Consider the following 26,745-nt stretch of genomic DNA (forward strand, 5'->3'; position numbering starts at 1 on the left):
TCATTTAATCTCATGAAAGTTGCAGTTGTTCAGTTTAAAGCATCAACAAAAAAAGAAATCAATTTAGAAAAAATTATTTCTTACATTTCAAAAGCTGCAGCAAAAAAGGCAACATTATGTGCATTTCCAGAATTTATGATGTTTTATACAAATTCTAAACAAACACCAAAACAACTTGCAGAATTATCTGAAACAATAAATGGAAATTTTGTTTCAAGTATTGCTCAAACTGCTAAAGAATACAAGATTCAAGTTGTTGGTTCCTTTTATGAGAAAAGCAGAAAAAAAGATAGAGTTTTTGATACTTCATTTGTGATTGACAAAAACGGCAAAGTTCTCTCTACCTATAGGAAAATCCATCTTTATGATGCTCTAGGATTCAAAGAATCAGATAAGATGGCCTCAGGCTCTAAAATTTCAAAACCAGTAAAAACTTCTGTAGGAAAAATAGGAATGATGATCTGTTACGACTTGCGTTTTCCTGAAATGTCTCGTTCACTTGCAGCAGCAGGCTCTGAAGTTTTAGTTGCACCTTCTGCTTGGGTTAAAGGAAAAATGAAAGAAGAGCATTGGTTAACAATCAACAAGACACGTGCAATTGAAAATGGATGTTATGTTGTAGCACCTGATCAAGTTGGTAACATTTACTGCGGAAGAAGTATAGTGGTAGATCCTTATGGAAAGATTTTGATTGATATGAAAAAGAAACAAGGTATAGGATTTGTTACTATTGATTTGAAAAAAGTAAAAGACACACGAAAGGTTTTGCCTCTTTTAAAGAATAGAAGAACTGATGTATATCCTACTTTGAAGGCTTAGGTTTTCTACTTTCACAATTAAAATTAGAACATTGCTTTGTCCATTTTTGTTTTCTTGAATATCTAAAAATTACCATAGGCCATTTACATACTTCACATGGACTTTTTGTTGCACGAAGCTTTGCTTTTTGTAATAATGGAGATGATGCTTTACAGCCTCCGTAATAATTTGAACATCCCATGAATCTTTTTCGAGTAGTTCTTGAACGAATAACCATTAATTCTCCTAGTTTACAAACAGGACATTGAACAAGACCTTTTTTTGGAGAATTTGTTCCTAAAATAATGTATTTTTTTTCTTTTGAAGACCATGACAAGAAACCATTACTGTCAAGATATTGGGTGATCTCTTTTTTGAAACTTGTAGTTCTAGTTTTAGTTATTCTGACAACATGTCTTTTGACTGTTCTTTTGACCTGAACTGTTTGCAAGCTAGATTTTCTCAATGGCATTTTCTATGATGACTTTACTAAAACGATTTTTATAGGGACTTGGGTCAACGACCTTCATGGAAAAGGTCTGTGTTCTTGGTGCTGGAAGTACGAAATATGGTAAATTAGCAGATAGTATTGCTGATATCACTACTCAAGCTTCAGTTGCAGCCATTGAAAGTGCTGGAATTGAGCCTAAAGAGATTGGAGCATCATACATCTCTAACGTATTTGGAGTAGCAGACAAACAAGTCCACATTGGTCCAGTCTTAATGAGCAGACTAGGAATTCCTGATAAACCATCATTAACAATAGAGTCTGCATGTGGAAGTGGTTCAGTTTCATTTAGAGAAGCCTATGCAAACATTGCAGCAGGATTTTATGATTGTCTTATTGCAACCGGTGTTGAAAAAGTAACTCATACTGGAACAGAATGGACAACAACATACTTTGCATATTGTTCTGACTTTTTCTATGAAGGTCAAGCCGGTGCATCCTTCCCAGGATTGTTTGCATCTATGGCAAGAGCATATCTTACAGAATTTGATGCAACAGAAGAAGACTTTGCAAAAGTTGCAGTAAAGAATCATGATAATGGCGTACTTAATCCAAAAGCTCACATGCAAAAGAAAATTACAGTTGATGATGTAATGAACTCTGCAGTTGTTGCTAGTCCATTGAAACTTTATGATTGCTGTCCCTTTTCTGATGGAGCAAGCTCTGTTGTTTTATGTTCAGAAAAATTTGCAAAAGAACATGGTGGCGATTATGTTGAAGTTATTGGTTCAGGTAGAGGTGGTTCGCCTGCTGCATTACAAGGTCGTGATCATATGACAACTATTCCAAGTACAAAGATTGCATCAGAAGCTGCATACAAAATGGCTGGAGTAACTTCAAAAGATATTGACTTTGCAGAAGTCCATGACTGTTTTACTATTGCAGAAGTTGTTGACACTGAAGACTTGGGATTCTTTGAGAAAGGACAGGGTATTCAAGCTGTTAGAGAAGAGAGAACAAAATTAAATTCAGATATTTCAATTAATCCTTCAGGTGGTCTTAAATCAAAAGGACATCCAATTGGTGCAACTGGAATTGGTCAAGTAGTAGAAATGTATGATCAATTAACTGGAAACGCTGGTGAAAGAACTGTTAAAGATGCAAAACTTGGTTTAACTCATAACTTTGGTGCAACTGGAGCAAGTTGTGCTGTTCACATTTTCCAGAGTGTCTAAAATGTCTGTTGAAGAACAAGTCATTGAACATGCCAAACAAGGAAAACTTCTAACTCACAAATGCACTGAATGTGGTTATCTTCATCTCTCAACTGCTTACTATTGTAGAGAATGCGGAAGTAAGGGATTTGAGGATGTCTTAGTTGATGGAAAGGGTACTGTGGCTACATATACCATAATTACTGTGGCTCCTGCAGGCTTTGAGAAATTCACTCCATATGCCTTTGTGGTCCTCAAATTAGATGATGCTGACTTGAGAATATCTGGATTTATGGAGGGAATTGCCACTCCTGATGATCTCCCTGTTGGAACACCCGCTAAAATCACTGGTTTTGATGAACGCGGTATTTTGATTGAAAAACAGTAAAAATTTTTGCTTGAATTATTAAAAAAATTCAAAATCGATTCTTAATTATTTTGTATTCATGATCTCATTCATGTCTGTTGAAGTTACATGTGGTAAATGTGGCGAAAAGATCACAAATATGAAAATGTTAAAGTCTCTCAAAGATGTAATGAATCCTTACAGTGGAAAATGCCCATCTTGTGGACAAAAACTTTCTACATCTGAATTTTCTCTTGATGTTCAAGAAAAATGATCCTAAAATGATCACAATATGATCGTTTTTTCCATTTTTGAAAATTTGTTGATCATATTTTGATCATTTTTGATCTTATCAAATGAAAATTTTGTTTAATCAACAATCTCAATGATCAAAAATTAAGACAAATGATCTAGTCATAAGTCTTATTTACCTCCTTTTTTTAGAATCAGTTATGAAAATGAGCGATGAAGAGTTAGAAATGGATATGGATGATGATCTAGATGAAGATTTTGATGATGACGATGTAGATGATTCACCAAAAAGAAGTGGAATCTTACAATCTACATCAAAACGTGTAAGAATGATCTTCTCTGTTATGGCCAGTCCAAACAGAATCGATATCCTCAGAATTCTAAATTCCAAAGGACCTTTGACTTATTCTGAACTAAAATCATTAGCCGGATTCAAATCCAAAAAAGAAAGTGGAAAATTTGCATACCACTTGAGAAAATTATTAAGACAATCACTTGTTGCATTAAACAAATCTGAAAGACGTTACACAATTACAAATCTTGGAAAACTTGTTTTAAGTTTAGCAAGACAAATTGAAGAACGCTCAATCATTGAAAGTGGAAAGATGTATGTCAGAACATCACATGAATCCATTGAAGAATTTAATTCTCATAAAATTATACAATCTCTAGTTCGTGAAGGAAGTCTTCCACTTGAACTAGCACAAAAAATTACTGAAGAAGTTGAAAATAGAATTTACAAATATCAAACAACCTATCTTACAGGCTCACTTATCCGTGAAATGGTCAATTCTGTTCTTCTTGAGCATGGTCATGAGGAATACAGGAACAAGCTTGCACGCCTGGGCTTGCCTGTATTTGATGTCCAAGAAATGATTTCAAACTTGGATAATGTAGATAATGGTGCTGAAGGTCTTTTGTTCAATACTGGACAAAGAGTCTTTGCAGAACATCTACTAACTAACGTTCTTCCAAAAGATGTTGCAGACTCTCATCTTTCTGGTGACTTACACATAACAAATCCCGGAATCTGGTCAATGATACCTGATACAATTTTTGTAAATGTTAAAGAACTCTTAGATGATGGAATTGATCTTGGAGGAAAATATCTTGATGTTTCAAGACTTCCTGCATCAAAACAACTAGATGAAATTACAAGTTCATTATCAATTGTAATTTCATTATTATCAAAAGAAGCTTCTCAAGAAATAGTTCTTGATGGATTACCACAACTCTTTAGTAAACATTCTAAATCATTAGGAGAACTAGAACAAAAACTTACAAATGCATTTGCAACGGCATCTACTACTTCAAAATATAATAAAACAAGTACAAATATTTCAATTCGATTACAATTAGGAACTGATGCAAAAATTGTTACTTCTATAATTAATGCATACAAAAATTACACAAAGCTAACACCACTACCAAAAATTGGCTTGATCATTGATAGTGATAAAGGAAAGATTACTGATGTTTCAGAAGCTGCTGCTGAGATTATTTCTATTGGAGGAAAAGTAATGTTTGCAAAAGGACAAACATCTAGCTATGGTGTTACCAATGGTTCAACTAAAAGTTCTGGCCCATTAGCAATTACACTACAATCTGTATCAATTAACTTACCACGACTTGCATTTGAATCAAACAAAGATGAAACCTACTTTAGAGCAAGACTTGCTTTGTTGATGAAGCCAGCATTGTCTTCTATGGCATTAAGAAAGAAAGACATTTCTGATCTTACAAGACGAGGTCTCAACCCAATCCTTGCAAAAAATACCCAATACATGCAAAAAAGCTCAGTTTCACTTGTGATTAATTTGGTAGGACTAAAAGAGGCAGTCTTTAACATTCTTGGATTCCAAGACAATAAAGAAGGCAAAGAAATCCTCCATAAGGTAATTGAGACTGCAGTTGATGTTGCTGCCAAAAAGGGAAAGGAATTAGGTGATTCTGTGGCTATTTGCATGACTGAAACTGAGGGTTCTGAGCGATTTGCAACCCTTGATGGCGAAAAATATGGCAAAAATTCTGCTCTAAATTCAATGGAAGGAGATTCCTATTCTCAAGGTGTAGTGATTAGTGCATCAGAAGTAGGTGATTATACTGCAAAAAGTGAGCCTATCAGTGAATGCAATAAAATCTCAAAACTACTTAATGGTGGTTTACTAGTAAATCTGGATATTGACAAGGGTGCCAAAGTTGCCGATATCAAAAAATCTATTGAAAAGACTGCAGAACTAACTTCATCCTTTAGACCAGTTAAAAAAATTGCAATTTGTGGTGAGTGTGGTTTCAAAGATGAACCAATTGATGATAAGTGTCCAAAGTGCAAGTCACCATACATTATCTGAAAAACGTTAATCAAAAACTAACAACGATCATTTTTCAAAACTTTTTGATCCATTTCAGATGTGACGATGATCGTTAACACTGCATGTAATTGACCGGTATGAACTTCATAGTAACGGTGTCAATATTTTTGAACCGAGATTTAAGAAAAAGTTGCAGAATCAGTTATATCCACATTCATCATAACCCTTGCGGGGAGATTATAATTGGATAATTCACAAATAGAAAATACGATCAATGAGATCCGTAAGCGCAGTGGCGCAGTAACGGCTTTCAATCAAGATAAAATTTCAAATGCCATCTATAGGGCATTGGCAGCCACCTCTAAAGCCGACCGTGGCCTAGCCGATCAACTCGCAGGTAAAGTAGTTGACAAACTTGTAGAACAAGGATTTACTAGTTCTAGAACACCTACAGTTGAAGATATTCAAGACATTGTAGAGTCAACGCTAATCGATAGTGGAAATAGCGATATCGCAAAAGCATACATCGTCTACAGACATGAGAGAAGAAAATTAAGAGACGAGAAGATGAAGGTCTTGAATCTCAAGTCATTAGATCCAGTATCTAAGAAATTTGATTTAAATTGCCTTAGAGTGCTTGCATCAAGATATCTTTTCAGAAATGGAAAAAATGAGATTATTGAATCACCAACTCAAATGTTTGAAAGAGTTGCAATTCTAGTAGGCGTAGGTGATTTAATGTATGATTCACAAATCTTTGACAAGTCAGCCAGCTCAAAACAAGATATTGATGAAGCAAAATCTTATCTTGAAAAACTTGATGCCTTTGATTACAAATTCAAAATTGGAGAATATTATCTCAACAAATGGCATTTCAGATCTTTAATCAACCACTATGTCACTCTAGCAAACAAAGGTCAAATGAAAATCAGTTTCAAAGATCTTCTAACATTGCTTGCAGCAAAGAAACTCGATGACTATTCTGATAAAATTTCAGAGTACTTTGAGCTAATGGTTTCTCAAGACTTCCTACCAAACTCTCCAACAATGATGAATGCAGGTGGAAGACTAGGACAACTATCTGCATGCTTTGTTCTTGGAATGGAAGATGGAATGGAACAAATCATGAAATCTACCTCAGATGCAGCATTAATCTTTAAGTCTGGTGGTGGTGTTGGAATCAACTATTCTGATCTTCGTGAAGAAGGCGATATTGTTGCATCAACTTCAGGTGTAGCATCTGGTCCAGTTTCATTCATGAACATCATCAACACAGTCACTGAAGTCGTAAAACAAGGTGGAAAACGACGTGGTGCAAACATGGGAATCATTGAAGCATGGCATCCTGATGTTGAGAAATTCATCACAAACAAAACTGAACCAGGAGTCTTAGAGAACTTTAACGTAAGTGTTGGAATCTGGGAAGACTTTTGGCACTCACTAGTTAATACATCTGATGGAAATTATATTCTACGTAGTCCACGTGACAAAAAACCTGTCAAAGAAATTAATGCACATCAATTAATTGATTTGATTGCATTATCCGCTTGGAAGAGTGCAGAGCCTGGTTTGATCTTCTTTGATCAAATTAACAAATACAATGTATTTGCAAAAGCCAGACAAGCACCACTAAGAGCTACAAACCCATGTGGTGAACAAAGTCTCTATCCATACGAGTCATGTAATCTTGGTTCAATTAACTTGGTAAATCTTGTAAAAAGACAAGCTGATGGAACTTATGAATTTGATTGGCAAAGATATGAAGAGACAATCAGAAAAACAACTCGTTTCTTAGATAACATCATTGATGTAAATCACTATCCTGTTGATGAAATCAATGTTGCATCAAAAGAATCAAGAAGAATTGGATTAGGTGTAATGGGAGTAGCCGATCTATTATACAAACTTAGAATTCCATACAATTCCAAAGAAGGTTATGAACTACAATCAAAACTATCTGAAGCCCTAACTTACTATTCAATGGAAGAAAGTGTTGCTTTGGCAAAGTCTAGAGGTGAATTCCCACTTTGCTCAAAGACAGAATATCCTGAAGGAAAGATTCCTGTAGCTGGATATTATGAGAAACCTAAAGAGGCTCACTCCTATGAATGGGATGCACTAATTGAAAAAATCAAGCAATATGGAATTAGAAATGTACTGACAACAACTGTTGCTCCAACTGGAACACTATCTATGATTGCAGATTGCTCAAACGGAATGGAACCTGCATTTGCTCTAGTCTTTGAGAAGAGGGTTACTGTTGGTAGATTCTTTTACACAAACAAGATTGTTGAAGAAGCACTCAAAGAAGCAGGTCTTTACAATGATGAAATTCTTGCAAAGATTGCAGACAACTATGGTTCACTGAAAGGAATAGAAGAAATTCCACAATGGATGCAAGATGTCTTTGTTACAGCAATGGACATACACTGGGCTGATCATTTGATGGCTCAAGGCGTATGGCAAGATTGGATTGGAAATGCAATTGCAAAAACAATCAACATGCCATATGATGTAACAGCTGAAGATGTAAAATCTGCATATCTTCTTGCACATGAACTTGGTCTAAAAGGAATCACAGTTTATCGTGATGGCTCTAGACACAAACAGGTTCTTCATATGACAAGTGAAAATGCACAAAAGACTTTTGATGTAACACCAACCGAACACCTTACGAAATTTGTTACTGAAACAATAACAAATCCATACATCAAATCTCAAGTCAATGCTGCACTTGCACTCAAAGTTCATGATGAAGAGATTGTAGCTGAACCTCAGAAACAAGAAGAAGTTTCAGAGGATCGTCTATGTCCAACATGTAAAAACAGCCTCGTATTTGTTGAAGGTTGTAGTATCTGCATTGAATGTGGATACAGCGGTTGTACTTCTGGATAGATAACAGAATCACAACTTTTTTACTTTCTTTTCCTTTTCGTTCTTCATGGATAAGAAAATTCCAGGCATAATTATAGGCGTAGCAATTATTGCAATCATATCTGGAGTATTTCTAACTCTTCCAAATACTGAAGTTGTTTCACAAAAATCAAATGAAAAAATTGGTCTTGTGATTAATACTCCATTTCAATCAGTATCATTGCAACAAATTGATGAAATTTTTACTGATGCATCATCAACAGGTATTGGAAGAAGCAATGTCTACTTGTTTTGGAATATTATAGAGCCTGAACGTGGAAATTTTGATTGGAAACAATCTGATGTCCTTATGGGATTGAATGAAAAAAATGATCTCAAAGTAACATTATACTTTTCAGTAATTAATGGTCCAACATTAGGACCATTTCCAAATTGGATTGGAAAGCCTTCAATCAATTCAATTGGTGAAGATAGACTAGTTACAGTTCTAGATGAAATTTTGTCAAGATATCATATTGTAGATACCGTAATCATTGCTGGAGAAACAGAATCACAATTTAGATATTCACCAGAAAATATTCCAGTGTACCAAGAATTATTTTTAGGAGTATATGAAAAACTAAAACAAAAACATCCTGATGTAAAATTTGGTAACTCTTTTGGTCTTCACCATGTATTGAATAAAGATTTAGATCACATTGTAACTGATCTTGCAGTAGGTGATTTTGTTGCATTTTCTTACTTTCCAGTTGATAGTCTAAATGATATTATCAAAACTCCAGAACAAGCAAAAAATGATTTATCCACAGTATTTGAGATGGTTCCAGACAAAAAAGTGGTATTTTTTGAAACTAGTTGGAGTTCTTCTGATTTTGTAGGTGGTGACAAATCTTCTCAAGAAGAATTTATGAAAGAAATGTTTGAATTTTATTCAGAAAATGAATCTCAAATTGAATTCATGACATGGTATCGTCAGTATGATAAACCAGAAGGAACTTGTGCATCAGAACGTCAAGATGTGGGGGATGAAAGCATTTCAGTTGGAGGCGGCTCTGGATTAGGTAGCAGTGATCATGTAATTGAACGACTGAATCATTATGTCTGTAATGCAGGATTAATTGAGATAAATGGAAATCCAAAACCTGCATGGACAGAATTCAAAAATCAAATTGAATTGATCAAATAAACATGATTTCTTTAATTCTTTCAGAATCTTCACTCGAACTTGTTCCAAGTAAATTAAAACATCATCCATCGGTTGTTTCTCATGCAAGAAAAATAGGAAAACGTCCTTCAGAAATTTTACTTGACAATTCTTGGCATTTTGCAGCAATGAAAGGAATTGAAAATGAACTAAAACGTGGTAGACCTGATCTAGTACACTTTTCTATACTTGAGGCAACTACAATTCCATTATATCAAAAAAATAAACTCAAATTTTATGTTCATACAATTGATGACAAGGTGATTTCATTTAATCAAAATGTCCACATCCCAAAATCATATCATAGATTTGCAGGTTTAATTGAAAAATTATACAAAGAAAAAGAAGTCTCATCAAATGAAGAAACTTTACTCCAAATTAAAGACCAAACATTTTCTGAGTTACTTCAAGAGATCAACCCTTCGAAAATTATTGGATTTTCTACTGAAGGGACTAGACAAACTTATGAACAATCAGTATCAGAAATTCCAGAAGATGGATGCATTGTTATTGGTGGATTTCAGAAAGGACATTTTTCTAGATCCGTCTCAGGTACATTCAATGAACTTTATTCTATTGGAGATGATTCTTTTGAAGGACATGTTGTTGTTGCTAGACTATTGTATGAATACGAAAAAACCATTTTTATGTAGGCAATAAATTTTGCATTCTGTTGCAGTCATAGTATAGCCTGGTTAGTATTCGGGGTTTCCAACCCTGTGACGCGGGTTCGAATCCCGCTGACTGCATCTTTTCTCATAATAACGAATTAGTACTTGTAACTTTATACTACATTGTGAAACCTGCATTACAGCAATTAGCAATTGAAAGAATGGAAATCCTAATTGAAAATGCAATCAGTAATTCAAAATCAAATCCAAAACTTTCACAAAGACAAGCTCTCCTAGCCAGACGGATTAGTACTAGACACAAAATCCGCATGCCTTATAATTTGAGAATTGTTTTTTGCAAAAAATGTAAGTCCTTTATTGCACCTGGACTACATTCAAGAATCCGTGTTGGAAGAACCTCTGTCAAGTCGATCAGAATTTCATGTAACCTGTGTGGGCATACTTATCGCAAAATAATATCTCAATGATTTATAAGACGATTCTCGATTTTTTGTCTTCATGGCAAAGGTATACGATGTACCAGCAGATGTATTGATTGGAAGACTAGCAGAGATTCTCAAAAATGAAGATATTCCTGCACCATCATGGATTCCATTTGTTAAAACTGGTGCCCATGCCGATAAACCTCCTCAAGATAGAGAATGGTGGCATACTAGATGTGCATCATTAATGAGAAAAATTTACCTTCATGGACCAATTGGAATTAATGAATTAAGAAAAGAATATGGTGGCGGAAAACCATCTGGATATGGTGCAGCACATCACAGAGATGCAGGTGGTGCAATCATACGAAACGCAGTTCATGGTTTAGAAAAACTTGGTTACATTGAAAAAGTAGAGAAAAAAGGAAGAATTGTTTCAAAACAAGGAATGCAAAAACTAGACAAGTTAGCAACTGAAATTCTCAAAGAACTAATTGTAGAAAATCCTCATCTCAAAGTTTACACATAGATTCAAAATGAGTTTTCCAGAATCTGACGAACCTCCTCATAACAATAATCAAGAAAATGAAATAGCAGCTCAAAAAGAGCAAATTCTAAAACAAATTTTGAGTTCAGAAGCAAGAATGCGTTTGAATAATATCAAAATGGTAAAACCTGAACTCTCTGATTTGGTAGAGCAATATTTGATTGGAATGGCAACTCAGGGAAAACTTCCAGGTCAGTTATCTGATGACCAATTAAAGCAAATTCTATTATCTATCCAACAACCAAAACGAGATTTTAAGATAAATCGAGTCTGATCCCAATAAAATATAATTATGGGTAAGGCTTCGATGTAGTCATGAAAGCAGTCGTATACAATGAATATGCACCAGATGATAATTATTCTAAGATCCTTAAAGTCCAGGATATAGATGAACCAAAACCAAAAGCAGATGAGGTAATTTTTACCAATAAAGCATCTGCCCTAAATTATAATGATATTTGGGGAATGAGAGGAGTTCCAGTAGCAGTTCCTCTTCCACATGTTTCCGGTTCTGATGTAGCTGGAGATGTTATCGCAGTTGGCGAAGATGTTAAAAATTTCAAAGTAGGAGATAGAGTTGTTTCTCACTCTAATTTGGCATGCAGAGTTTGTAGTGCATGTACAGATGGAAGAGAATTTGACTGTACCAGAAGACAAGTTTGGGGTTTCCAAACAGGACCACTCTGGGGAGCATACTCTGAACAAATTCACTTACCAGAAGTCAATGTTTCAAAAATTCCTGAAGGAGTTTCATATGAAGATGCAGCAGCAGCTTCAATGACTATTCTTACTTCATGGCACATGTTAGTAGGAAGAGCAAAGATTACTCCAGGACAAACAGTACTCGTAATGGGTGGTGGTTCTGGTGTTGGAAGCTTTGCAATTCAAATTGCAAAATTATACAACTGTGATGTAATTGCAACTGCAAGTCCTGACAAGTTAGACAAATGTAAAGAACTTGGAGCAGATTATGCAGTAGACCACAGAAAAGACGACTGGCAAAAAGAAGTCTTTAAGATATCAAAAGAAATTGCAAAAACAAAAGGTGAAGCACCTGGAATTGATCTTGCTTTTGATCACATTGGTCAAACTCACTTTAACAAGCAACTAACATTGCTCAAATATGGTGCATCTCTAGTTTCATGTGGTGCAACAACAGGTTATGACGCACAAATTGATCTTAGACACATCTTCTTCAAAGGAATCAATGTCTTAGGTTCAACACAAGGAACTAAAGCTGAATTAGATCAAGGCTTGTACTGGATGGGTCAAGGAAAGATAAAATCAATTGTTGATTCTGTCTTTACCTTCGAGCAAGCAGCAGAGGCTCATACAAAAATGCTAAAGGGTGACTTCTTTGGCAAAATCATTATGAAGCCTGAAGGCGCTTAGTCATTTAATGACTCAGCTCTTCAGAAGTCTCATTTTTGTTCCTGGTAACAACCCTAGGTTTCTTGAAAAAGCAAAAAACCTTCGAGCTGATATAGTTTGTTTTGATTTAGAGGACTCTGTTCCAGATAACGAAAAAGCAAATGCAAGAAAGCTTATCAAAAATGCACTCAAAGAAAGAAAATCATTTCAATCCTCTATCTTTGTAAGAACAAATTCTCCACTTTCTGGAAAAATTCCAGCAGATCTTAAAGAAATTGTTCAAAAAGGAATTGATGGAATAGTTATTCCAAAAGTAAACAACACTAGAGAACTCAAAAAAATTGAAAAATCATTATACTCACTAGAAAAATCAAGAAAACTAAAACCAATCCAACTTATCCCATCTATTGAATCAGCTGAAGGAGTTGTCAACACCTACACCATTGCATCAACAAGCAAACGTGTTTCTGCTGTGGTATTTGGAGTGTTTGATCTCTTAAATGATATTGGCGTTGAGTATACCAAAAATTCTGAAGGAGAGAAATATTCCCGTTCAAAGATCCCAGTTGATGCTCATGCTGCAGGTGTTGTAGCTATAGATGCAATTTGGCAAGATCTTAAAGATACAAAGGGACTAGAAAAAGATTGCAAATTAGGAAAAAGTTTAGGATATGGTGGAAAAAGCATTATTCATCCAGACCAAATTCCTATTGCACACAAACTATTCTATCCAAGTAAAACCGAAATTTCTTGGGCCCAAAAAGTTTGTACAGAGTATGAAAAGTCAACTAAAAAAGGTAAAGGTGCCACAACTGTTGATGGAAAAATGATTGATGAGGTTCATTACAAACAGGCAAAAGCCCTCTTAGAATTGACTAACTAATTTTCGATTTTCATACAAAAGTGTCAATAATTGACTTCATACTGGTACTTTTTTCAAACATCTTTTGAGATATTGAACCACTGACTATGATTTTTTCTTTTTTGATGTCCAGCTTTATGTCTTGAAAGACACATTGCAATTTTGAAATCTTTTTACTTTCACTAAGAACTTTACCTGATTCTATAATCAATCCATGCAAAATTAGATTTTCAATTTTTCTATATCCTGATGTTTTTGGAACTCTAGATTCTTTAAGAATTTGTGGAATTGTATATTCGTTTTCTAATAAAGATGAAATAATCTTTCTAGTCTCAGATTCTCCAAATAATTCTAGAATCAAGTCTGATAATTCTAAATTAATAATAGTAACAGAATAATTGTTTTCTCTTTTCTTTACTTTGAGAATTTTATTTACACAATCTTTTTCAAATTTTTTAACATCTAAATTTGAATTTTTTTTAAGCACAGAAAGAAATTTTTGAAAATGCTCTACTGATAATTTAATTGACATTCCATGCTCTAAAAATAATTCTCTTTCAACTTTTTTTAAAATATCCAAATCCAGACTTTTTTTAATTTCTGTGGACAATGAAGTTGCTATTAATCTGTCAATTCCAGCCATGTACATTTTCTAAATAATGGAAAATATTAAAGCACTGCTTTTTTTATACTCACTAGAAATGACACAATCTGTTATTGTTATTGATGATGATGAAGATACTGTCAGACTATTTAGTGAATTTTTAGAAGAAAATGGAATTAATGTAATCGGTAATGGTTTTGATGGTGTTACTGCTGTCAAACTATTCAAAGAAACAAAACCTGATGTTGTATTGATAGATCTAAACATGCCTAATGGAAGTGGGTTTTATGCAATAAAAAAAATTCAGGAAATCGATTCTAAAGCAAAAATCATTGCAGTAACAGCAGATGGAAGCTATTCTACTGAAGAGAAACTTGACAAACTGAATATCCCTTTAATCCAAAAACCGTTCAAAATGGACCAAGTTATTTCCATAATTAGAAATTAAAATTTTTTTGAGAGTAAAAATCGCTTCCCACTTCTGGAACTTTTCATATAATCTTATATTAAAAAAGTCATACATTCTCTCTGAGTAATATGAGTAAACGAGTAACAATAATGATTGATGATGACCTTGACAAAAAGATCCGACTTCGTCAGGCAAAATTAATTCAACAAGAACAATCATCATACAGCTACTCTAAAGTGCTGAATGAAACTTTGAGAAAAGTTCTCAAATAATCCTTTTTCTATATTTTAGAATAGATTAAAGCCTAAAAAATTCTATGTTATAATTATGGTAAATCTTCTAGATCCAACAAACGTCATTACTAGAATGTTTAATGCCGGAAAATACCAAGACATGTATGACTATTGTAAAGAATTACTTGAAAAAATCCCTAATGACATGGTCGCCTTGCAAAATATCTCACTTTCATTGGTATATTTAGAAAAATATGAAGAGGCTATCAAATATTGTGATAAGGTCTTAGAAATCAAAAATGCAGACATGTATGCATTAAAAAACAAAATCTATGCACTAGAAAATCTCAAAAAACATGACGATGTCATAAAACTTTGTCAAGAGATCCTTTCAACAAATTCCAGAGATGTTTGGACAATTAATAGCATGGGACTATCATTAAACGAATTAAATCGACATTCTGAAGCAATTGATTTTTACGAAAAATCATTGAAAATTGAGCCTAATGACGCTACTGCATTAATGAACAAGGCTATTTCTTTAACTCATTTGAAAAAATACAAGGAAGCCATTGAATATTATGATAAAACTCAAGTAGCTGATGCAACAATAAAGGAAGCTCCCATTGCCAAATCAAAACTATTTGAAAAATTGGGAATGGAGGATGAAGCATTCCTAGCTGCTCAGGGAGTACTAAACAAAAATATGCAAAAAATTAAGGATGATGCAAAAGAAAACAAATGCTCAGTTTTTCATCAATTCTGTGATAATGAATTTGTAGAATATGATTCTAAATAATTCTATATTAAATATATTATCTATATAACATATATGATTATATACCGGTAACCCCTTACATGCCTGTGAATCAGACTCCAGAACAGGTACAAGAAGAATTCCTAGACTCTATGTATCTGATCTCCCACAGCACAAAGACAAAGATAACCTACCAGTCTGCATTAAATCATTTCAAAGAGTTTGTAAAGAAACAATACAATTGCACTGAAACAGAACTAGTTGCAAAAATAAAATCAGAAGAACTTGATATCTATCAAACACTAAGAAGTTTTGTAATTTATCTAGACAAGAAGAACATACGCCCACAAGGATTGAGATCCTATGTAAGCGGAATCAAAGGATACCTTCGTCACTGGGGAATCAGAATCAATTCAGATGACTACAAACAATTAGTAAAGATTCCACGAATTACAAAGACAAGAGAGATTCCTCTCACAAAAGAGATAATCCTTAGAATTCTCAGAAACTCATCTCCTAAACTCCAAACTGCAATTCTGTTATCATGCTCTAGTGGTCTTAGGATAGGTGAGATTGTCCAACTCAAAATTTCTGATATTGACTTTGAATCTGAACCTGTTAAGATCAATATTAGGGCAGAAATTGCTAAGGGAGGTTCGTCTCGTGAGACCTTTATCACCAGCGAGACAACTAATGCACTAAAGGATTATCTCAAACGATACTATGGTTGGAAGGATGAAGACCAAAATTTACGCCTACAAAATATAGTGATTTTTGGAAGGACCTCTAAGAAAAACAAGGAAATTCTCCTCAAATACCCTGTTGAGGCGTCAAAACAGACCCTGCAGGCATCATTAAGAAAACAATTAGCCTCAATTCCAGATCTCTCTTTGAAAAATGAGAATGGCAGACTTGCAATTCATTTTCATGGATTCAGAAAATACTTCAGAACTGTTCTTGGAAATGTTTGCGGACGAGATTATGCAGAAGCCTTGATGGGTCACAGTTTCTACATGGATACTTACTATCAGTTATCTGAAGACAAGAAAAGAGAGATGTACTTGGAAGCAGAACCTCATCTTACACTATCTGATTTTGAGACAGTTGAGAAGAACATCAAGAAAATCTCGGAAAAGAATTCCCAGTTGGAAGAAAAATTCAATGATCTATTACAGTATCTCAGAAAAAATAAAATTACTATACCAGAAATTTAGGTAGCAATAGTTCTTTTTTAAGAATTTCTTATGTTGTTACATTTCAAATTTTAATACTGCTTCAAATTAACTAGATCATGGCAGCCACCAAAGGTAAGGCAGTTTTTAAGGCTCGATCTAGATTGATGACGCTTTTAGGCGAACAACTAATTACAGATGAGTTAGCGGCATTATCCGAATTAATCAAAAATGCTTATGATGCAGATGCATTAAAAGTAGAAATAGAATTAAAAGCCGTTAGTAACAAAAGTATCGGCGAAGTTATTATCAAAGATAATGGTCATGGAATGACAAAAAAATCACTTTTACAATCGTGGCTTGAACTCGGAACAGTCTCTAAAGCGTCTAAAGATAAGAAAAAAAGATACTCTGAGATCTATCATCGTCCTTATTTAGGTGAAAAAGGACTAGGTCGTCTTTCCATCCACAAAATAGGACAAACAACTGAAATTATAACAAAACGAATCAAAGGACAATCTGAAACTACACTAAAACTAGATTGGTCAAAATTTGAAGATTATAACAAATTTCTAAACCAAATTAAAGTAGACTGGGAGGTAAATCCTCCAACTGTTTTTCCAAAAGATGATGAGGATTTTCCTAATGGTACTCAAATCACCATTACTAATCTTCATAGAAATTGGACGCAAGAAATGATAAAAGACATAAAGCAATTTATTGCAACTGTTAAATCACCAATTTCGTCATTACAAAATTTTGATATTAAATTATCAGTTGCAGATAACCGAATAAACGTACATGTGAAAGAAAATATCCTACAGGACATCTTTGACACATCAGGCTATTTTTTCGAAGCAGATGTTGATTCAAAAGGAAATGCAAAAATGACGTATACTTTTCGTTCAAAAACATATGCCCAATGGCATAGAACAAAAGAAATCACTCAAAATTTACAACAATACGATGAAGACTATTTTTCTGAAAGAAAAAAAATAGAATGTGGTCCATTCAAATTCCAAATCTACTGTTGGGATCTTGATACAAAAGACAAAAAAGATGCTTTTACGAAAGAAATCACTTACACAAAATCAGTAAAACCTCTAACAGGGATCAAAGTATTCCGTGATGGTTTCAGAGTTCTTCCATATGGAAATAAAGACAATGATTGGCTTAGTATGGATAAAAGAAGGGTTAGCAGATTTCAAGAAAATGTTAGCCGAAATCAAGTCATTGGTCTTATTGATTTGTCATTCAAGAAAAACTCTGAATTAAAAGACAAATCTGATAGAGAGGGATTAATAGATAATGATTCTTTTCGAGATTTTAAAAATTTGGTATTGTGTGCATTATCGTACTTTCAAACAGAAAGAAATGAAGAACGATTAAAAATCAAAGCAGTAAAAAGAGAAGATAAAAGATTAAAGGATCTCAAGAAGCATTTTGCAAATCTTTCAGAAGTTTTACGTGATGAAAAAATTAGTCCAAAAACAAGAACTGCAATACAACATGAAGTACTTGGAATCAAAAAAACTGTAGACAAAACTCTACAAGATCTAGAAGAACCGTTGTTAGCAGCAGCTGCATTAGGACTTACATATATGATTCCTACACATGAAGCTGAACGTGAAATCCAAAATTCGTATGCTACTTTAGAAAAGCTACTCAAAGGTGGTGACAAAAACCCTTATGCAAAAATAAAAACTGTTATCAAACAACTGCATCAAGCAGACGAAGTATTACAAGGAATTGTGAACATATCACAATCTACAAAAGACGAAGAACGATTTGAAGCTAAAGAACCCATACAATATGTTGTTGACATTATGAGAAATCGCGGAAAAAGAGAAGACGTTGAAATTTCTTATGATATAAAGGCTAAAAATACGATTGTAGGTGCTCTTCGACTCTATTCCATTTTGTTGCTTAATCTAATTGACAATAGTTTCTACTGGTTGAAATCAAAAAAGATCAAGAATAAGAAAATCAAAATAAATTTCATTGATTACGATAAAAAATTTTATGCATTGATAGTTTCTGATAATGGTCTTGGATTAGAAGACAATCTGGATTTCCTTACAAATCCTTTTGTTACTAGGAAATCGAAAGGTATGGGACTTGGACTGTATATTTGTGATCGAATTGCTAAAAGTCATAATGGAAAACTCAAATCATTTGATGAGTATGATCTTCCTGGACTACTATCTGGTGCAAATATAGGATTCTTGATTCCAAAGGAGTAAAATTTTGTCTTCGATAAACCATTCTTTTCTTGGGAAAGTGTTAGTTGTCGACGATCAATTTAATGAAGACATAAAAAATCTAATCGAGAGTCTTGTACAGAAAGGATTTCATGTTCAATACTGGGATTCCAAAGGAGAGTTCCATGAATCAATTTCAAATATTCGTGTTTTAATTCTGGATCTAGATCTAACAAATGGTAAGTCTGTAAGAGGTGATAAATTCTACTTTTATAATGCTGCCAAGGTACTAGAACAAATCAAAGGTCCTTACATTGTAATTATTTATTCACGAGATTTTGTTGAAAAAGATATTCAAAGTATAAAGGATGCATATGAAGAAGTTACCCAAACTCCATTCGCTGGATACATTGAAGGAATCGATGGAATTCAAAAAGGTACTGCAATAGATGAACTCATTAAACTACTTTTAAAAATAATTGATGATAAAGAAGTTTATAGGCTGATTGTTAGCTGGGAAAAACTAATTGATAAATCTAAAGATTTAGGATTAAAAAAATTTGTGCGAGAAAAATTTGAAAATGAAATTAAAGCATATGTTAAATCAATAGGAAAAGATTTTGATGAGGAATCACTTCCTAGAGAATTTGTATCAAATATGATGAGATTTGTTATACGATACATGCAACGAGGTAGTGAATTTGAAAATCTTCAAAATCTTCTGAAAGAAATTAATGATGAAGATAATGCTATTGAGATTTCAGATTTACTATTACAAAACAGAAACATGTATTTCACACCTGATGAAAAAGAAAAAATTTGGACTGGTGATATATTCAAAAAAGAAGAAACCGAGAATTTTTGGTCATATCATATAGTTATTACTCCAGAATGTGATATCGCTTGGAATAAAGCTGAAAATTTTCTTGTTTGCAAAGGATTTGCAATTGACTTTAACAGCTTAAAAGAAAAAAACCACCCAATTTACTCTATAAAAAAAGATTTCAAAATGCCTAAAAGAGAAAATTTTGAAAATGATAAAGATTATGAAAAAAATATTACTGATCAATTAAATTCATTGCATAGCGGTTATGCGAGATATCATCCTGTTTGGAATTTTAGCGAAACAGAAGGAAAATACCTCGGATTGTGCTTTGATTTTCAGAATGTGATGTCATTGAATTCTACAGAATTCAAAAAAGATTTCTCTGACAAAAGAATTTCTAGACTGGATATTCCATATATCACCTATTTTATGCAACAATTTGCAAATTACTCGACAAGATTGGGTCTGCCTCCTATCAACCAACCACATATGAGTAACGATTAGTGTCATTAAATAATCAAGCCTGAGTTCACTTGATTTGACTTGAAACCTAGAATATTATACTTCGTATCGGTTAAACAAAATTTCACAGATGGGCCTAGTGAAAACCAATCGTATACTGTGTGGAAATGCCCTATCCCATCTGGATGAACTTCCTGATGATTCTGTGAATCTTGTTTATTTGGATCCGCCTTTCTTTGCCAATAGAATTTTTCAAAAAAAGAATCACGAAGGAAACTCCCCTTCCTTTAATGACAAATGGGTTGGTGGAATTTCTGAATACATTAGCTTAATGCATGATGTCTTTGAGCATAGTAAGAGATTGCTAAAGGACACTGGAAGCATTTACGTCCACTGCGACTGGCACGCATCTCACTACCTGAAGGTCGAACTTGACAAGGTATTCGGCTATGATAATTTCAGAAACGAGATAGTGTGGAAGAGACACAATTCCCACAACGATACAAAACAGGGAGCACGCAACATGGGAAGAATACACGATGTCATACTGTTCTACTCGAAAGGAAAGAGCCCAACATGGAATCCCATCTACCAGAAGTATCCTGAAGAGTATGTCAAGAAGGCTTACAAGCATCTGGAGGAGAAGACTGGAAGATACTATGCACATGGAGACCTTGGAGGACCTGGAGGCGCTGCAAAGGGAGATCCGTATTACACTTTCTTGGGAATAACAAGATACTGGAGGTACAGCGAGAAGAAAATGAACCAACTCTACAAGGAAGGAAAGATTGTCCAGACAAAACCAGGAAACATGCCGATGCTAAAGAGATACCTAGATGAGATGAAGGGAATCCAACTTCAGGACATCTGGGACGACATAAAGCCGATACAGCACACAAGAAAGGAATCGACAAGGTATCCTACACAAAAACCGATCAAACTATTGGAGAGAATTATTTCGATGTCCACAAACGAAAAGGACATTGTACTTGACGCCTTTTGCGGAAGCGGAACAACCCTAGTTGCAGCACACAATCTTGGACGAAGGTGGATTGGAATTGATCAGAATCCTGAAGCATGTGATATTGCTGAAAAGCGAATTCAGGAAAGACTGGAATCCGAACCAATACCTGTCAAGGCAGTTGCAAAAAGGAACTAGTTTTCCGGATATAGTTTGGTGTCTGGTGCTTCCAGAGAATAAATGCCCTCTTTGATCTTTTTTACAATGATCCTGTCCCCTTCTAGAAACCTGTGAGTAGCATAAAGCTGTCCTGTCATGATGTCGTCCTTGTGGTTTACCTTCATCTCGAATTTCTTTCCTTCAAACTCCAGAGTGAAGACCTTGCCTGTCTCTGGGAAAAAGCCGCGTTCATCCCTGTAAATGTGCCAGTACCTATGACGTGCCTCGGGCTTCTTCAAGGGTCTTGCAAACTCTTCCATATGATCACTTGACGTAGTCCATTATTGTTATTCTTTTCTTTCCTGTCTGCATGCATTCTATCATGGAGTTTGCAATTTCTTTTACAACAGGAACTACAACTGCGTTACCAAACTGTCTGTACGCTTGGCTGTCTGAAACCGGAATGACAAAATCCTCTGGGAATCCCATAAGTCTTGCGCATTCCCTTGGTGTAAGTTTTCTTGGATTCTTGTTTCTTTGTGGGATTAGAATCTCTGAACCGTCCTTGTAGTACCTTGCACTGAGTGTCTTTGCAATTCCCTTTCTGTCTGCAAGGTTGTAACCAAAACCATTTCCCTTCTCTCTGTGCTTCTCAAGATGCCTTTGTAATGAGTTCCAGGTCCCGTCAGTTAGAGTATACTTTTTGTTTACTCTTTTCTCCAAGATGCTTCGAAGAACGGGTCTCTTGTCTTCCAATGTGGGAAACTCAAACTCTGTTGGAGAGTCAAAACCTACTATGAAAATTCTTTCTCTGTGTTGCGGTACTTGCGTACTTGCATCAACAACTTTGTAATGTATGTCATAACCTAATTCTTCTCGCAACGATTTGAGAATTACTTTGAATGTGTTTCCCTTGTCGTGGCTTTTGAGATTCTTTACATTCTCAAGAAGAAATGCCTTGGGTTTTTTTGCCTTGATGATTCTGCATACGTCAAAGAACAGGGTTCCCTGTGTCTCGTCCTCAAAACCGTGTGCTCTGCCAAGAGAATTCTTTGAACTTACTCCTGCAATTGAGAATGGCTGGCATGGAAACCCTCCAACTAGAACATCATGATCCGGAATCTCATTCTCGTCAATCTTTGTAATGTCTCCTTCAGGAACATCGCCAAAATTTGCCTCATAGGTCTGCTGCGAGAACTTATTCCATTCAGAAGAAAACACGCATCTGCCTCCTGTATCCTCAAACGCAAGTCTTAGCCCTCCGATTCCTGCAAAAAGATCAATGAATTTAAAACCTGATTTTCTTCTCATACTTACTCGTCCTAATGAAATACGTTGCAGACAATAACATTTGATCTTTTCTGATTTCTTGGATCAACTTATAGTCAAGTATTAGATCGGATCGGTATCGAATTGGTTTCAGAAGAACAACAAAAAATTATTGATCGATTCATGAACAGAGTATACGGCAAAAAACCCGACACTTCGGAATCCCATCAAGATCATGAGGGGAGAGAAGGACACTGGCTTGAGAAACAGATGGAAGTTGCCCACAACGCTGACAATGCGCCAGATCTTCTTGGGTATGAAATGAAGAACAATACGCAGTCAAAGACCTCGTTTGGGGACTGGAATGCAAGCTATTACATTTTCCGAGACGAGGGATATTTTCCTAATCTGAAAGGAATCACTGGCAGAAGAAAAAACCAACTGTGGAGAGAAAATAAGGCAGTGTTCTTGCGTACGTTTGGCAGAGCAATTGAAGGAGTTTTTTCTTGGTCTGGAACCCCTTGTCCAAAAAGGGTAACTGACGGATTCAACGATTTTGGTCAGGAAATGACAGTTAGCAATGACAACTCTATTGTAATCAAATATTCCTATTCTCGCGACAACAGGCAAAACAAGCATGAGATAGTTCCTGAAATGTTTCAGAAAGAGAATTTAAAAATAGTAGAGTGGGATTCGGAAATGATAAAGCTAAAGGTCGAGAGAAAGTTCAATCGCAAGGGCTGGTTCAAGTGCTTGCAGGACTCAAATGGAATCTACAACTCAATATTGTTTGGAGGCCCATTTGACATAATCAAATTCCTAGATGTTGTAAAAAATGGTGACGTTATTTTTGACAGCGGAATGAAAGACGTTAGGGCCGACGGAACAGACCGATACCGCTCGATGTGGCGTGCTAGTAACTCCTTCTGGGATTCGTGGGTAGAAAGCAGACATCCGTAGCACTACAAAACAATGAAAAAATACTGGGCAATTCTATCTGATTCATTGACAGACATCTTCTCTCCTGAAAAAAGATCATGGGTCATGTCTAGGATTAGAGGAACCAACACAAAGATAGATCTCAAGATGAAACAAATGCTGACAGAACATAGATACAGATTTGAGATGTATCCGAAGATGTTTGGCAATCCAGACTTTGCCCACAAAAGAAAGAAGATAGTGATATTCTGTGACGGGGATTTCTGGCACGGCTACAAGTATAACGAGAAAAAGAAGCCCAGAAAGAAGTTCTGGCGAGACAAGATCGAGACAAACATGCAACGCGACAAGAAGTACACACGCAAACTGCGAAGAGAAGACTGGTCTGTTCTCAGATTCTGGGAACACGACATTGAAAAAAACCCTGACAAGTGCATGAGAAGAATAGAAAGGAAATTCAAAGAAAGAAGATAATCAAATCTGATTTCTTCTGAAACAGCCTACAAGGTGATCATTTGCCATGCCAATTGTCTGCATGTATGCATAGCATACGGTAGGCCCAACAAATGTGAACCCTCTCTTTCTCAAGTCTGCACTCATCGCTTGGGATTCCTTTGTAACTGCAGGAATGTCATCCCACTTTCTAAAATTTCCTTTGACTGTCTTGTAATTTGTAAACGACCAGATGTATCTGTCAAATGTTTTGAATTCCTTTTTTACTTCAAGAAATCTTTTTGCATTGTTTATTGCAGACTCTATCTTTCTTCTGTTTCTGATTATTCCCTTATCTGATAGCAATCTCTTGACATCTTTCTCTGAATAACATGCAACCTTTTTTGGATCAAAGTTGTCAAATGACTTTTTGAATGACTTGCGTTTGTTTAATACAATCTTCCATGAAAGGCCTGACTGCATCGAATCCAACACAAGAAACTCAAACAGTTTTCTGTCATTGTGTAGTGGCACACCCCACTCTTTGTCGTGATACTTTATGTGAATCTCATCGTATACCCAATTACATCTTTTCATCAAACAGAACCCATCTCTATCATGTACCTGTAACTGTTACTTGAAATTCATTCCATAGACTCTTTCATCTTTTCTGTAAGGTACTTTGCGTAATCTTTCCCGCTGGATTTAATATTGTCACACTCATCGCATATCCTCTGCTCTCTTCTCTTGGAATTGCCACAAACACATTCTTTCTCACTCATCGTCTAATTTTCATATTTAGTATCACGAATAAGATTTTCTACAGGGGACAAATGAAACTCAGACACGGATTTGAGTATTCTGTATGCAATCTTTATCTGTAACTTCGAAAATAAAAAAAGTGGATATTCGGGTTAGGTCCGAAGTATTTTACTCGTCTACTAGCATGTAGACGATATCCCATTTTGTATGCATGTCAGAGACATCTCGTCTTCCTGGAAATGTTTTGTCAAGAATGGTCAGGTTGTGCATCTTTGATACATGCATTCTCTTCCACCCTAGTTCTTTACTAGAACTTTCACCCCATAGTTGGTAGGTAAGTACACCTGTTTTTCCCTTGTAGGTACCGTAGATGTGTATCTCTACCACTCTAAAGTGTCCGTTGTAATCGCAGACGACAAGTTTCTTTTCAGATACTGATTTCCTGATCATCCAGTCTGCAGGATCATTCTTGGGTATCACATATGAAAGAACACGTTGCCAGATGCTCCATGCAATTATTTCATACATTGTTCTGAAACTAAACAAAGTCTCCCCCTCTTGTCGACGAACGTTCTGAATGACAGCATTCCTCCAAACAGTGGGAGCCATTTGTGATCTAGTCCCAATATCAGATGCCCCTCAAACATGTACGGTGTTACTGTAGCAAGTTCCATTCCTTGTTACCCCAATACACGTCGCAGATGCATACATGATTCATCATATCCACAATGATTTGATCCCATGTTGAATCTTTGTCACCATATTTTTTTAACTCGTCTTTTGTTGTTTGACGAATTTCAATTTTTGTAGTCATTGGAGAATTGTAATTTTTAATAGTTGATAAAGTTCGCCTGGTTATGACTTTGTGACTTTAATTCTTCTATTCTGTTTTACGCAGGTGAATTCTTTTTTCTTGAAATTTTTTTCTTGAAATTTTTTTCTGCTAAACTTTTCTTCCGTATTTTTTCAAAAGAACGGTGATCACTGCGTCCATGTTCTCTGCATTGCCTGACTTTGCCTGCAACTCTCCTTGGATCTTTAACAACTCTTTGTGAAGTTTGTGATCAACAATCCTTACTGTCTTGACCATGAAAGATTTTTTTCCTCTTTGTATATATGTTGTATATATGTCAAGTTCTATAATGATAGAATTGTTGCATTTATTTTTAGACTACCGTTGTATACGGTGATCACGTTCCTAGTAAAGTCAAATTCATAATTATTTTATGACAAATAAAAAATAATTTACTCAAAAATAAATATAGAGAGTGTAATATATATACAATATATATACACAACAACCCTTTATTGTGCCTAAAAAACTGACATTTGCAATCGAAAATTCTCTACCAAATCTATTGTTTATCATATTGATACGTCTATGATATCTTTGGAATTTTTAACTTTTTTCAGGTTGTTTATGAGGTTTAGAATAGTAAGAAACTATTGTAAGCATTTTCAATAATTTTGCCTAGTTCATTTCCGATATGTTACAACTTTTGAAATGGGACTCAAAATAAATTTTAGATCGTAAGTAGTTTATTTTCAGATTAAGAGACTTAAATTACATGCATTATGTGGTATCTAATACCTCAAGGAAGTAAATTTCTGCATCAGCAACTGCCATGATCTGTTCTTTGTCAAGATCAAGGTACCAGGTCATAACTTCACTTCCATATGTTGCAAAAAATTCTGCCTGAATGACTACGAATCTACCAGTATCTTCCAACCCCTGATTCTTGATATTCGGAATGTCCCACTGATTAAAAGTTGTTAACTTGTAATCATAGATGTCTCCGTTGGAATTGTTTTGCATCTGGAGAAATGTAATTGCTAATGCTTCTTTGAATGACATTCCTTGGAAGTCTTGTCCGTTGTAGTTTTCTAGATATTTGTCTATGAACTGCTCTTCCTGCTCAGGGGTTTTCAATTGATGGTACAGGTATCTGGTAATTGACCAGTCAAGTCGTTCCTCTGGAATTTCTGCTAAAATTTGACTCCTTGTCATCTCAAGATGTTTTTCGTCTGGATAATCTTCAGGTGCTTCAGCAATATATCCTACTGGCAGACTATCTTCGTCTTCATTATCGTGTTGTTCAGTAAATTCGTAGCTAATCTCTGGTGATTTGTTTTCCTTGACTAGAGAAACATCTGCTTTTGGGGTACTTGTTACCGTTGCAACAATTAATACAAAAAACAGAATTATTGTTATTCCAAACCCCATTCCTATCTTCTTTATTTTACCCAAACAGACACCTCGAATACTGTGTTTATCTC

At 35.0% G+C, this 26,745-nt stretch carries 31 protein-coding genes and 1 tRNA gene; 23 read left to right on the forward strand and 9 right to left on the reverse strand.

What is annotated here, in order from left to right:
* Positions 1-12 precede the first annotated feature (12 nt).
* Positions 13-819, forward strand: a complete 807-nt coding sequence (locus Q0941_RS04410) for a carbon-nitrogen hydrolase family protein (RefSeq protein WP_299291745.1) — start codon at positions 13-15, stop codon at positions 817-819.
* Here the strand turns inward: Q0941_RS04410 and Q0941_RS04415 are convergent.
* Positions 803-1,249 (reverse strand): DNA topoisomerase, encoded by a 447-nt coding sequence (locus Q0941_RS04415; protein WP_299291747.1) that lies wholly within the window; start codon positions 1,247-1,249, stop codon positions 803-805. The two genes, Q0941_RS04410 and Q0941_RS04415, sit on opposite strands and share 17 nt — an antisense overlap.
* A 77-nt stretch (positions 1,250-1,326) precedes the next feature.
* Between Q0941_RS04415 and Q0941_RS04420 the strand changes: the two genes are divergently transcribed.
* From Q0941_RS04420 to Q0941_RS04480, 13 genes are all read left to right on the forward strand, one after another.
* The gene (locus tag Q0941_RS04420; RefSeq protein WP_299291748.1) at positions 1,327-2,481 is read left to right on the forward strand and encodes a thiolase domain-containing protein; all 1,155 of its coding nucleotides are present in this window, start codon (positions 1,327-1,329) and stop codon (positions 2,479-2,481) included.
* Between the two features lies 1 nt (position 2,482).
* Entirely contained in the window at positions 2,483-2,848 is a 366-nt protein-coding gene (locus Q0941_RS04425; RefSeq protein WP_299291750.1) for an OB-fold domain-containing protein, read from the forward strand.
* A 70-nt stretch (positions 2,849-2,918) separates the two neighbouring features.
* On the forward strand, positions 2,919-3,080 hold the full coding sequence (locus tag Q0941_RS04430; RefSeq protein WP_182126295.1) for a hypothetical protein: 162 nt from the start codon (positions 2,919-2,921) through the stop codon (positions 3,078-3,080).
* Between the two features lie 178 nt (positions 3,081-3,258).
* Complete coding sequence (gene nrdD / locus Q0941_RS04435) at positions 3,259-5,409, forward strand: anaerobic ribonucleoside-triphosphate reductase (RefSeq protein WP_299291756.1); 2,151 nt, start codon at positions 3,259-3,261, stop codon at positions 5,407-5,409.
* 204 nt (positions 5,410-5,613) lie between these two features.
* Positions 5,614-8,265, forward strand: coding sequence for an adenosylcobalamin-dependent ribonucleoside-diphosphate reductase (locus tag Q0941_RS04440; protein WP_299291758.1), 2,652 nt, complete (start codon positions 5,614-5,616; stop codon positions 8,263-8,265).
* Between the two features lie 46 nt (positions 8,266-8,311).
* Positions 8,312-9,430 carry a hypothetical protein gene (locus Q0941_RS04445; RefSeq protein ID WP_299291760.1) on the forward strand — a complete coding sequence of 373 codons (1,119 nt, stop codon included), beginning with the start codon at positions 8,312-8,314 and terminating at the stop codon, positions 9,428-9,430.
* Between the two features lie 2 nt (positions 9,431-9,432).
* Positions 9,433-10,101: a ribosome biogenesis protein gene (locus tag Q0941_RS04450; RefSeq protein ID WP_299291762.1), complete on the forward strand. Its 669-nt coding sequence runs from the start codon at positions 9,433-9,435 to the stop codon at positions 10,099-10,101.
* A gap of 22 nt (positions 10,102-10,123) precedes the next feature.
* A tRNA-Gly gene (locus Q0941_RS04455) sits at positions 10,124-10,197 on the forward strand.
* An 83-nt stretch (positions 10,198-10,280) separates the two neighbouring features.
* Positions 10,281-10,547 carry an RNase P subunit gene (locus tag Q0941_RS04460; RefSeq protein ID WP_299291874.1) on the forward strand — a complete coding sequence of 89 codons (267 nt, stop codon included), beginning with the start codon at positions 10,281-10,283 and terminating at the stop codon, positions 10,545-10,547.
* Positions 10,548-10,578: 31 nt separating this feature from the next.
* Positions 10,579-11,031 (forward strand): 30S ribosomal protein S19e, encoded by a 453-nt coding sequence (locus Q0941_RS04465; protein WP_299291764.1) that lies wholly within the window; start codon positions 10,579-10,581, stop codon positions 11,029-11,031.
* A gap of 7 nt (positions 11,032-11,038) precedes the next feature.
* Positions 11,039-11,323, forward strand: a complete 285-nt coding sequence (locus Q0941_RS04470; protein WP_299291767.1) for a DNA-binding protein — start codon at positions 11,039-11,041, stop codon at positions 11,321-11,323.
* A gap of 41 nt (positions 11,324-11,364) precedes the next feature.
* A complete protein-coding gene (locus tag Q0941_RS04475) occupies positions 11,365-12,441 on the forward strand; it encodes a zinc-binding dehydrogenase (protein ID WP_299291769.1) in 1,077 nt (358 codons plus the stop codon).
* 7 nt (positions 12,442-12,448) lie between these two features.
* The gene (locus Q0941_RS04480; protein WP_299291771.1) at positions 12,449-13,303 is read left to right on the forward strand and encodes a CoA ester lyase; all 855 of its coding nucleotides are present in this window, start codon (positions 12,449-12,451) and stop codon (positions 13,301-13,303) included.
* A gap of 10 nt (positions 13,304-13,313) precedes the next feature.
* On the opposite strand, the gene Q0941_RS04485 is transcribed toward Q0941_RS04480, so the two are convergent.
* The gene (locus tag Q0941_RS04485; protein WP_299291773.1) at positions 13,314-13,925 is read right to left on the reverse strand and encodes a transcriptional regulator; all 612 of its coding nucleotides are present in this window, start codon (positions 13,923-13,925) and stop codon (positions 13,314-13,316) included.
* A gap of 58 nt (positions 13,926-13,983) precedes the next feature.
* Between Q0941_RS04485 and Q0941_RS04490 the strand changes: the two genes are divergently transcribed.
* From Q0941_RS04490 to Q0941_RS04520, 7 genes are all read left to right on the forward strand, one after another.
* A complete protein-coding gene (locus Q0941_RS04490) occupies positions 13,984-14,334 on the forward strand; it encodes a response regulator (protein WP_299291775.1) in 351 nt (116 codons plus the stop codon).
* Positions 14,335-14,423: 89 nt separating this feature from the next.
* Positions 14,424-14,567 carry a hypothetical protein gene (locus Q0941_RS04495; RefSeq protein WP_299291777.1) on the forward strand — a complete coding sequence of 48 codons (144 nt, stop codon included), beginning with the start codon at positions 14,424-14,426 and terminating at the stop codon, positions 14,565-14,567.
* Between the two features lie 55 nt (positions 14,568-14,622).
* Entirely contained in the window at positions 14,623-15,327 is a 705-nt protein-coding gene (locus tag Q0941_RS04500; RefSeq protein ID WP_299291779.1) for a tetratricopeptide repeat protein, read from the forward strand.
* 59 nt (positions 15,328-15,386) lie between these two features.
* Positions 15,387-16,499, forward strand: coding sequence for a site-specific integrase (locus tag Q0941_RS04505; protein WP_299291782.1), 1,113 nt, complete (start codon positions 15,387-15,389; stop codon positions 16,497-16,499).
* A gap of 77 nt (positions 16,500-16,576) precedes the next feature.
* Complete coding sequence (locus Q0941_RS04510; protein WP_299291784.1) at positions 16,577-18,700, forward strand: sensor histidine kinase; 2,124 nt, start codon at positions 16,577-16,579, stop codon at positions 18,698-18,700.
* Positions 18,701-18,704: 4 nt separating this feature from the next.
* Complete coding sequence (locus tag Q0941_RS04515; RefSeq protein ID WP_299291786.1) at positions 18,705-19,988, forward strand: hypothetical protein; 1,284 nt, start codon at positions 18,705-18,707, stop codon at positions 19,986-19,988.
* Positions 19,989-20,085: 97 nt separating this feature from the next.
* Entirely contained in the window at positions 20,086-21,105 is a 1,020-nt protein-coding gene (locus tag Q0941_RS04520) for a site-specific DNA-methyltransferase (RefSeq protein ID WP_299291788.1), read from the forward strand.
* Here Q0941_RS04520 and Q0941_RS04525 read toward each other — a convergent pair.
* Positions 21,102-21,386, reverse strand: coding sequence for a hypothetical protein (locus Q0941_RS04525; protein ID WP_299291789.1), 285 nt, complete (start codon positions 21,384-21,386; stop codon positions 21,102-21,104). The two genes, Q0941_RS04520 and Q0941_RS04525, sit on opposite strands and share 4 nt — an antisense overlap.
* A 4-nt stretch (positions 21,387-21,390) precedes the next feature.
* Positions 21,391-22,377 (reverse strand): DNA (cytosine-5-)-methyltransferase, encoded by a 987-nt coding sequence (dcm, locus tag Q0941_RS04530; protein ID WP_299291792.1) that lies wholly within the window; start codon positions 22,375-22,377, stop codon positions 21,391-21,393.
* A gap of 102 nt (positions 22,378-22,479) precedes the next feature.
* On the opposite strand from dcm, the gene Q0941_RS04535 reads away from it, so the two are divergent.
* Together Q0941_RS04535 and Q0941_RS04540 are read left to right on the forward strand one after the other, a co-directional pair.
* Positions 22,480-23,295 carry an LlaMI family restriction endonuclease gene (locus Q0941_RS04535; protein WP_299291794.1) on the forward strand — a complete coding sequence of 272 codons (816 nt, stop codon included), beginning with the start codon at positions 22,480-22,482 and terminating at the stop codon, positions 23,293-23,295.
* Between the two features lie 12 nt (positions 23,296-23,307).
* Positions 23,308-23,748, forward strand: coding sequence for a very short patch repair endonuclease (locus Q0941_RS04540; protein ID WP_299291796.1), 441 nt, complete (start codon positions 23,308-23,310; stop codon positions 23,746-23,748).
* Here the strand turns inward: Q0941_RS04540 and Q0941_RS04545 are convergent, their stop codons facing one another.
* From Q0941_RS04545 to Q0941_RS04565, 5 genes are all read right to left on the reverse strand, one after another.
* Positions 23,749-24,303 carry a DNA-3-methyladenine glycosylase I gene (locus Q0941_RS04545; protein WP_299291876.1) on the reverse strand — a complete coding sequence of 185 codons (555 nt, stop codon included), beginning with the start codon at positions 24,301-24,303 and terminating at the stop codon, positions 23,749-23,751.
* Positions 24,304-24,636: 333 nt separating this feature from the next.
* Positions 24,637-25,014, reverse strand: a complete 378-nt coding sequence (locus Q0941_RS04550) for a hypothetical protein (RefSeq protein WP_299291797.1) — start codon at positions 25,012-25,014, stop codon at positions 24,637-24,639.
* 109 nt (positions 25,015-25,123) lie between these two features.
* Complete coding sequence (locus Q0941_RS04555; RefSeq protein WP_299291799.1) at positions 25,124-25,282, reverse strand: hypothetical protein; 159 nt, start codon at positions 25,280-25,282, stop codon at positions 25,124-25,126.
* Between the two features lie 129 nt (positions 25,283-25,411).
* Positions 25,412-25,558 (reverse strand): hypothetical protein, encoded by a 147-nt coding sequence (locus tag Q0941_RS04560; protein ID WP_299291801.1) that lies wholly within the window; start codon positions 25,556-25,558, stop codon positions 25,412-25,414.
* Between the two features lie 483 nt (positions 25,559-26,041).
* Positions 26,042-26,716: a hypothetical protein gene (locus Q0941_RS04565; RefSeq protein ID WP_299291803.1), complete on the reverse strand. Its 675-nt coding sequence runs from the start codon at positions 26,714-26,716 to the stop codon at positions 26,042-26,044.
* Positions 26,717-26,745: the final 29 nt, after the last annotated feature.

Origin of the sequence: Candidatus Nitrosopumilus sp., assembly GCF_028278985.1 — an archaeon.
Classification (GTDB): Archaea; Thermoproteota; Nitrososphaeria; order Nitrososphaerales; family Nitrosopumilaceae; genus Nitrosopumilus.